We start from the raw sequence: 8,530 nt of genomic DNA, 5'->3' as shown, positions 1-8,530 counted from the left end.
CGCGGCATGGATGCCGCGGCCAAGCCCCCATGGATGGGTTTACGGCGTCTCCCGCCACCGGACCCACCCCGCCAACCCTCAGGAAGCCAGCTCTTGCTGTTGCTTTTGCTCTGGCCTCTGCAGGTGCAGGGCTGCAAGCCCTGCCAAACCACCCTCAACCTTCGCAGTTGGCGAACACGTCGCGATCGCGCTCGTACAGCGCCGTCTTCACCTGCATCAGGCCCAGTACCGACGGGAACAGGTTGTCGTGGTCAGTATAGGCCGCCGAACGCCTGCGCATGCATTGCAGGTCCAGCCCGCGGCTGCTGGCGAAGCCCGGCGAGAACCACATCGTCATCGGCACCCGGGTCTGCTCGGCCGGGGCGATGGCGTAAGGCACGCCGTGCAGGAACAGGCCCTTCTCGCCCAGCGACTCGCCGTGGTCGGACAGGTAGATCATCGCCGTGTCGTAGTCCTGCATGCCCTGCAGCGTGCCGATGGTCTTGCTCAGGAAGTGATCGGTGTACAGCACGGCGTTGTCGTAGCTGTTGGTGATCTCTTCGCGCGAGCAGCGGCCGATGTCACGGGTATCGCAGGTTGGCTTGAAGCGGGCGAAGGCGGCCGGATAGCGCTCGAAATAGGCCGGGCCATGGTTGCCCAGCTGGTGCAGCACCACCACGCGGTCGCCGGACTTGGCACGCACCTGGGTGGCCAGGTCCTGCAGCAGGATCTCGTCCATGCAGCGGCCGTCGGCGCACAGGCCCGGGGTGGTCGCATCGGACAGCGACTGGAACTCCAGGCCTTCGCACACGCCCTTGCATCCGGACTGGTTGTCACGCCACAACGGTGCGATGCCGGCACGGTTCAATACGTGCAGCAGCGACTGGTGTGCACGGATCTTCTTCTCGTCGTAGTCGTGACGGCCCCATGGCGAGAACAGGCACGGCAGCGAAACCTCGGTGCTGGTGCCGCACGAATGCATATCCGGGAAATTGACCACACTGGCCTGGGCCAGTTCCGGGGTGGTGTTGCGGCCACCGTTGAGGCCCCAGTTCTGTGCGCGCACGGTTTCGCCCATGACGATCACCAGCAGGCGCGGCTTGCTGGCAGGTGCACGCGGGGTGGCCTTGGCATCGGTACCGATCGGCAGCTTCGGCGCGCGCTGCACCGGGTTGTCGCCACGCAGTGCGCGCGGCATGCCCAGCAGCACGTTGGCCGGGGTGGCGAGGTAACGCACTTCGCGCTGGTTGCGCATCAGTGCCGAGATATCCTGGAACGAGATCAATGCGCCGCCTACCGCGGTCACTGCCGCCACCACCAGGAAGCCGACGCGCCAGAGCAGGCTGCGACCCCAGCTGCGACGGCGCAGCTGCACGCGCCACAGCACGATCATCGGCAACACCGCCAGCAACAGCACCGGCCACACCAGCGACACGGTCATCAGCTCGCGGCTTTCCTTGGGATCGGTCGCCAGCACGTTGCGCAACATGTCCGCATCCAGGTAGATGTGGTAACGGCTCATGTAGTGCGCGGCGAATGCGGTCACCAGCAGCAACAGGCTGATCACCACCCTGGCGTTCCAGCGCCAGACCAGGATGCCCAGCAGCACGCCGTGCGCACCCAGCAGCAACAGCAGCAGCGACAGCGCGTAGCGCAGGCTGCCCGGATGGCTGGCCATCGCGCTGTGCCAGAACAGGCCGTTGCCGGCCACCGCGAAGAACAGGCTGGTCAGTGCGATCAGTGCTTCGGTGGACAGCTGCGGCCGCCAACGGCGAAGGTTTGCCAACGCGGGAAGGCGGGCGGGGCGTTGGACCGATGCACTCATGCGTTTGCCTCCTGGCGGTGGGGACGGTCGAGCTGACGACGTGCCAGGACGCGTTTGACGATCAGATACAGGCCCAGCGAAAGCAGCCAGCAGATCAACGCAGTAGCAACGTCATGCGAAAGGAAATGCGCACCCCGCAGCTGCTGGCTGATGCCGAACACCAGGCCGGTGGCAAGGCCGATCCACAACCCGGCCCAGCGCCATGAAGGGCGCCACAGCAAGGCAAAAAAGTACAGGGACAACCATGCATAACCCGCGCTGGCGTGGCCCGCCGGGAAGCAGGCCTGCGCGGCCATGCCTGCGGGGCGCGCCGTGAAAAGCCCGATGAAAGGCTGGTGGCCGCCGTAGCGCAGCAGGTCCCAGGGGCATTCCATCGGCACCAGCGACTTCAGCAGGGAGATCACACCCGTGCCCAGAGCCATGGCAATTACGACATAAAGCAGCGCCCACCGCAGGGTGCGATCGCGACCCTTCCGCCAGTGGTGGAAGCACAGCAGGATCGCCACGAGGGCAGCAGCCGTGCTCAGCCACTTGCCAGCCTTGTGCACAAGCGTGCGGGTGACCCAGGCGTCCTGCAGCGCCCAGTGGCCCCCCTCAAGGCGGAACAGGTGATCGGCCACCCATTGGTCGCCGCCGAACCCCATCAGCAGCGTAAACAAGGGCAGACCGATTGCGACAGGCAGCCAGAGGTGAGTTACGGCAAATCGTGACGCCAGTGGCGATGTCGCAAGCGGCGCTACCGCATCAAGGGGACGGACGGGCATGCTGGGAAAGGGCGGGTCGGGAATCCGCGGTCATGCTCGTCACCTGGATGTCGGAGAAGGGTCGGACGCTCGTTCGTGCCGGGTTAATGCTTGCCCAGCACGTGCCGACGTTCAGTCTTCTTCGGCGGTCGACCCGGCCCGCTCGGCGTGGCATTGCGGGTTCCATGCGGTACCGGGAAGCAGTTGCCAACGGTTCCTGTTGGCAACACCGATATCGATCACCTTGCTCGGGTCCACGCACGGGCTCATCGCATCATCCAGCACCAGCAGCCAGCGCTTGTCCGGCGCCTCGGCCAGCCACGGCCCGGCGTCGTGCCACTGCTCGGCCCAGGGCCGCTTGAAGCCGAACTCGCGCACCGGCCGGTCGGCCTGCAGCAGGTTCTGCTCGCGCCAGGCCAACAGCGCCAGTTCGGCGTCGGGACCGATCCGAGCGCCGACCCGGCGCATCAGCGCCGATGCCGAGGCGAAGGGGTCCAGCGCAGGCATCAGCACCAGGCCGTAGAGCATCCACAGCATGCCGTGGGTCAGCAGCACCAGCGTCGCGGCACGACGTACCCGCAGCCACACGATCAGCGTGGCCAGGGCAATGGCGAAGGTCAGCAGGCCATCGCCCAGCACCGGCAGCAGCGTATCCGGCATGACGCGGCGTTCCAGTTGCGCCAACGCCCACGGGTGCTCGGTCATCAGCATCACGCCGAGCACGCCGGTGGCCAGCATCAGCACCACGCTGTAGCCGAACAGGTAGCGGCGCACGCACAGGCGGCGCAACAGGCCGGGCAGCAGCGGTGCCACGGCCAGTGCCATTGCCGGCAGCATCGGCAACAGATACACCTCGCGCTTGCCCGGGCTGGCACTGAAGAACACCAGTACCAGCACCGCCCAGCCCAGCAGCAGCCATTGGCGACGGTCGCCACGGCGGATACGGCGCCACCAGGGCTTGAACAGCATCGGCAGCAGCAGGCTGCCCGGCAGCCATAGGGTCAGGATCACCTGCAGGTAGTACCAGGCCGGCTGCCGGTGGTGCCAGGCATTGGCATAACGGGTACCGGTCTGCTTGAACAGCAGCTCATGCGCGTAGGCCTGCAGTTCGGCGCTGGGCGTGTGCAGCAGGGCCCAGCCCAGCGGCGCCAGCCACACGCCCACGCCCAGCAGGAACGCCGGGATCAGCCACAGCAGCGTTGCCGGGTGCGGACCCTCCACGCGGTACCCGCGACGGCGCTGGTACAGCCACCAGCCGAACCAGGGCAGCACCATCAGCAACGGCAGGAAACCCACGCCCTTGGTCACCGTGCCGACGCCTGCGGCGAAACCGGCCAGCCACAGCGCGGGCAGGTTACGACGTTCGCACAGGTGCCGCATCAAGCCCCACACGGCGACGGTGGTCATCCCCACCAGCACCATGTCGATCTGCGCACGCTTGGCCATCAGCCCGAACTGCAGGGTGCAGAACAGCGCCGCGAGGGCATAGATGGAATGCCGCGGCGACCACAGCCGCCGTGCCAGATCCGACACCAGCCACAGGCTCAGCAGGGCGCCCAGCAATGACGGCAGCAGGAACGACCACTGCCAGCTGCCGACCACCTCGTAAGCGGCCGCCTGCAGCCACATGAACACCGGTGGTTTCTCGGCATACAGCTCGCTGCCACGATGCGGCAGCAGCCATTGCCCGCTCTCGACCATGGTCCGCGCGGCCAGCACGAAGCGCGGCTCGTCCGGCGGCTGCGGCTGCCGCAGGCCGATGCCCGCTGCCAATGCAGCAATGATCAGCAGCCACAACAGGGGCAGGCGCCAACGGCGGGGCAGGGCTACGGGCACGGCAGGCTCCGGGAGCAAAACGGCCATTCTGAGGTGGCGGGGGTGGGAAAAGCGTCAGAAGGGGGCGGGACGACCGCATTCCGACATGGGCGGCGCTACCATGGTACGAACTTCCGTGGATGTTTCGTGCATGCGTCTGTTGGTGATCGAGGATAACCGCCAGCTGGTGGCCAACCTGTTCGACTATTTCGAGTCGCGCGGGCATGTGCTCGACGTGGCCCCGGATGGCATCACCGGCCTGCACCTGGCCGGAAGCCATCCCTACGACGCGGTGATCCTGGACTGGATGCTGCCGCGCATGGAGGGGCCGGAGGTGCTGCGCCGGCTGCGCACCGAGCATGCATCGGAAGTGCCGGTGATCATGCTGACCGCGCGTGACGAGCTGCCGGACAAGATTGCCGGCTTCCGTGCCGGCGCCGACGACTACCTGACCAAGCCGTTCGCGCTGCCGGAACTGGAGGTGCGGCTGGAAGCGCTGCTGCTGCGCGCGCAGGGCCGCAACCCGCGCAAGCGCCTGCAGGTGGGCGACCTGGTGCTGGATCTGGCGACGCTGGAGGCCCAGCGTGAGGGCCAGGTGCTGCACCTGTACCCGGCGTGCCGCAAACTGCTGGAAGTGCTGATGCGGGCCAGCCCGGGTGCGGTGACACGACAGCAGCTGGAGTTCGCCCTGTGGGGCGACGAGCCGCCGGATGGTGACCTGCTGCGCTCGCATGTCTACGAGTTGCGTCGCAGCGTTGACGGCCCGTTTGCCGAGAAGCTGATCCACACCCTGCCGCGGGTGGGTTATCGGCTGGCCGTGACCACCGGCAGCGACGCTGGCAAGGATACTGATGAAGGCGCGTAAGCCCGGGCCGCTGTACCGGCGCGTGCTGTGGTGGTTGCTGGGCTACCTGGCGCTGCTTTCGCTGGCGGTGTTCAGCGTCGGCAATTACGTGCATGAGCATGCCGAGCACGCTGCCTGGCGCGCGCTGCTCAATTCCGAACTCGACAGCATCGTCGAACATGTCGAACACGAGCCGCATTACCGCTGGCAGGATTCGGACACGCTCAGCCTCTACCGCTTCGACGCGGTCAACCTGCCCGACAGCCTGCGTACCCTGCATCCCGGGCTGCATGACGGGGTGATGGTGAAGGGCCGCGAGACGGCGGTGATGGTGCGCGAGACCGAATCGATGGGGCGGGTCGCGCTGGCGCTGGATATCTCCGACTTCCACGATCTGGAGCAGTTCGCCACGCGCTGGGTGATGCTGGCGGGCGTGATCATGATCTTCGTCACCGTGCTGATGGCGTCCTTCGGCATGGAGCGGATGGTGCGACCGTTGAGCCTGCTGGCGCAGCGCATCGCCGATCTGCGGCCCGGTGCGCAGGGGCAGCGCATAGAGGTCGACCCGCGTGGCAGCTCCGAGCTGCACACGATTGCCGGTGCACTGAACGATTACCTGGACCGCAACGAACAGTTCGTCGAACGCGAGCGGGTGTTCATCAGCACCGCCAGCCATGAACTGCGCACGCCGATCGCGGTGATGACCGGTGCCGCCGAACTGGCGCTGGAGCAACCGGGCCTGCCCGAGCGTGCGCGCCAGCAGATGCAGCGGGTACTGCGCACCGCGCAGAGCGTGGAGCAGCTGATCGAACTGCTGCTGGTGCTGGCGCGTGATCCGGCACGACTGGCGGCGCGTGCCGAGCGCATCGCGCTGGACCAGCTGCTGCCGGAGATCGTCGACGACCATCGCCATCTGTTGGGCGACAAGGACCTGAGCATCGGCATCCAGGCCGCGCCGGTGGACATCGTCGCGCCGCTGGCAGTGGTGCAGGCGGCGATCGGCAACCTGGTGCGCAACGCCATCGAGAACAGTGGCCGTGGCCACATCGAATTGCGGCTGAGTTCGTCGGCGGTGCTGACCCTGCAGGACCCCGGGCATGGCATGAGCCCGGAGGAGATCGCGGCCATCCACGCGCGGATGGCCCGTGGCGAGCGCGCCGATCGTGGCGGCGGCATCGGGCTGGATCTGATCGCGCGGCTCTGCGAGCACCTGGGCTGGACCCTGCAGCTGCAGCCCTGCGAGCCGCGTGGCACGCGTGTCACGCTCGATTTCAGTGCCTCGCGACCGGGCTGATCCGGCCGTCCTGGTAGATGCCAACCCTGGTGGGCATGCTGCCCGTCGACCAAGGTCGACGCCTACCCACGCAATGGCTGTCCGCGTCAACGCCCGTTCGGCCGCGCCACATGCTGGTCGATCAGGATCACGTTGCCGTCGGGATCGGCCAGCTGCAGGTAGCCGGTCCCCTGGCCATCGGGATCGGTGCGGACTGCCAGCGCGATGCCCCTGGCGTCCAGCTCCGCCTGCAGCTCGCGCACGTCCTGGAAGTGGGTCAGTTCCTGCTTGTGCTGGTCCCAGCCGGGGTTGAAGGTCAGCAGGTTGCCCTCGAACATGCCCTGGAACAGGCCGATCACGGTGCCGTTGCTGCGCAGCACCAGCCAGTTCTGTGCTGGATCGCCGCCGGTGACCGAGAAGCCCAGGGCTTCGTAGAAGGCACGGGAGGCCGCGAGATCCTTCACCGAGAGACTGACCGAAAAGGCGCCAAGCTGCATGAGTAGGCTCCCTGAGGGGATGGAGGCGTGGTCGGCACTGCAGCATGACCCGGCGTGAAGACAATGTTAATCTCGACCTGCGCCGCTTTATGCGGCGCTTTTTTTTCTCCGCTCTTTCGATCGACAGAGGATCCCGTGCCGACCGAACCCGCTACTGCCCTGATCAGCAACGACATCGTTGGACTGGGCCTGATTGCCGCCACCCTGGCCCTGATCTTCTGGGCCGCCAGTGGTCCGACCCCGCTGCTGAAGAAGATCTTCGCCTGGGTGCCGGCACTGCTGCTGTGCTATTTCATCCCCGCCATCTACAACACCGCTGGTGTCATCGATGGCCACAACACCTCGCTGTACAACCCGGTCGCGCGTGACGTGCTGCTGCCGGCCGCGCTGGTCCTGCTGACCCTGTCGATCGACCTGAAGGGCGTCATCAAGCTCGGGCCGAAACTGCTGCTCGTGTTCTGCGCCGGTACCGCCGGCATCATGCTCGGCGCTATCGTCTCGTTCCAGCTGATGAAGCTGATCCATCCGGAAACCGTGGCCGGTGATACCTGGGCGGGCATGGCGGCGCTGGCCGGCAGCTGGATCGGTGGCGGCGCCAACATGGTCGCCATGCGCGAAGTGTTCGGCACCGATGCCACCACCTTCGGCCAGTTCGCCGTGGTCGACGTGGCCTGCGCCAGCCTGTGGATGGCGATCCTGCTGTTCCTGGCCAACCGCGCACAGCAGATCGACACCCGCAATGGTGCCGACACCCGCGCCATCGACGAGATGAAGGCACGCATCAGTGCCTACGAGGCGCAGAACGCGCGCATTCCCAGCATGACCGACCTGATGGTGATCGTCGGCGTGGCACTGGGCGGCGTCGGCCTGGCCCATGCGATCGCCGCGCCGCTGGCGGGCTGGTTCAAGGCCCATGTCAGCTGGGCCAGCCAGTTCAGCCTGGACAGCCAGTTCGTGTGGGTGATCCTGCTGTCCACCGCAATGGGCCTGGGCCTGAGCTTCACTCGTGCACGCAGGTTGGAAGCGGCCGGTGCATCGCGGCTGGGCACGGTGTTCCTGTACTTCCTGATCGCCTGCATCGGCATGCAGATGAACCTGTTGTCGCTGCTGGACCGGCCATGGCTGTTCCTGCTCGGTGCGATCTGGATGGCCACGCACGTGCTGGTGCTGTGGGTCGTGGCCAAGCTGCTGCGCGCGCCGCTGTTCTTCTTCGCCATTGGCTCGCAGGGCAACATCGGCGCTGCGGCCTCGGCGCCGGTGGTGGCAGCGGCGTTCCATCCGACGCTGGCCCCGGTGGGCGTGCTGTTGGGCACGGTGGGCTATGCCACTGGTACCGGCCTGGCGTATGTCACCGGCCTGATCCTGAAGTGGATGGCCACCGGCTGAGGAGGCCAGCCAGGCGGCGCCCGGCACCCGCGGTAGTGCCGGCCGCTGGTCGGCAACCTCAACATCAAAAGCCAGAGCGGTGTTCCGTGTGATGACGGGGTGGGTCCGGTTGAGGGGGACGGCGTGAATACGTCCATGTAGCCTCGGTCGCGCCATCCATGGCGCTCA

The 8,530-nt window shown here is 66.8% G+C and carries 7 protein-coding genes; 3 read left to right on the top strand and 4 right to left on the bottom strand.

Features of this window, described 5'->3' with window-relative positions; genetic code table 11:
- Nucleotides 1–154 precede the first annotated feature (154 nt).
- From ACTJJM_RS20810 to ACTJJM_RS20800, 3 genes are all read right to left on the bottom strand, one after another.
- Entirely contained in the window at nt 155–1,804 is a 1,650-nt protein-coding gene (locus ACTJJM_RS20810) for a phosphoethanolamine transferase (protein WP_440865944.1), read from the bottom strand.
- Nucleotides 1,801–2,568, bottom strand: a complete 768-nt coding sequence (locus tag ACTJJM_RS20805) for a phosphatase PAP2 family protein (RefSeq protein ID WP_029379842.1) — start codon at nt 2,566–2,568, stop codon at nt 1,801–1,803. The genes ACTJJM_RS20810 and ACTJJM_RS20805 overlap by 4 nt, the downstream gene beginning before the upstream one ends.
- A gap of 111 nt (nt 2,569–2,679) precedes the next feature.
- On the bottom strand, nt 2,680–4,410 hold the full coding sequence (locus ACTJJM_RS20800) for an ArnT family glycosyltransferase (protein ID WP_440865943.1): 1,731 nt from the start codon (nt 4,408–4,410) through the stop codon (nt 2,680–2,682).
- Between the two features lie 103 nt (nt 4,411–4,513).
- Here ACTJJM_RS20800 and ACTJJM_RS20795 point away from each other — a divergent pair, with 103 nt between their 5' ends.
- Together ACTJJM_RS20795 and ACTJJM_RS20790 are read left to right on the top strand one after the other, a co-directional pair.
- A complete protein-coding gene (locus ACTJJM_RS20795; RefSeq protein ID WP_010482805.1) occupies nt 4,514–5,227 on the top strand; it encodes a response regulator transcription factor in 714 nt (237 codons plus the stop codon).
- A complete protein-coding gene (locus ACTJJM_RS20790) occupies nt 5,214–6,500 on the top strand; it encodes a sensor histidine kinase (protein WP_049411177.1) in 1,287 nt (428 codons plus the stop codon). Before ACTJJM_RS20795 ends, ACTJJM_RS20790 begins: the two co-directional genes overlap by 14 nt.
- A gap of 86 nt (nt 6,501–6,586) precedes the next feature.
- On the opposite strand, the gene ACTJJM_RS20785 is transcribed toward ACTJJM_RS20790, so the two are convergent.
- A complete protein-coding gene (locus ACTJJM_RS20785) occupies nt 6,587–6,976 on the bottom strand; it encodes a VOC family protein (protein WP_010482807.1) in 390 nt (129 codons plus the stop codon).
- A 135-nt stretch (nt 6,977–7,111) separates the two neighbouring features.
- On the opposite strand from ACTJJM_RS20785, the gene ACTJJM_RS20780 reads away from it, so the two are divergent.
- Entirely contained in the window at nt 7,112–8,362 is a 1,251-nt protein-coding gene (locus tag ACTJJM_RS20780) for a DUF819 family protein (RefSeq protein WP_010482808.1), read from the top strand.
- The last annotated feature ends 168 nt before the right edge of the window (nt 8,363–8,530 follow it).

The sequence above is a fragment of the Stenotrophomonas sp. 22692 genome (assembly GCF_052045015.1).
GTDB lineage: Bacteria > Pseudomonadota > Gammaproteobacteria > Xanthomonadales > Xanthomonadaceae > Stenotrophomonas > Stenotrophomonas geniculata.
This window is presented reverse-complemented; position numbering and strand designations above follow the sequence as displayed.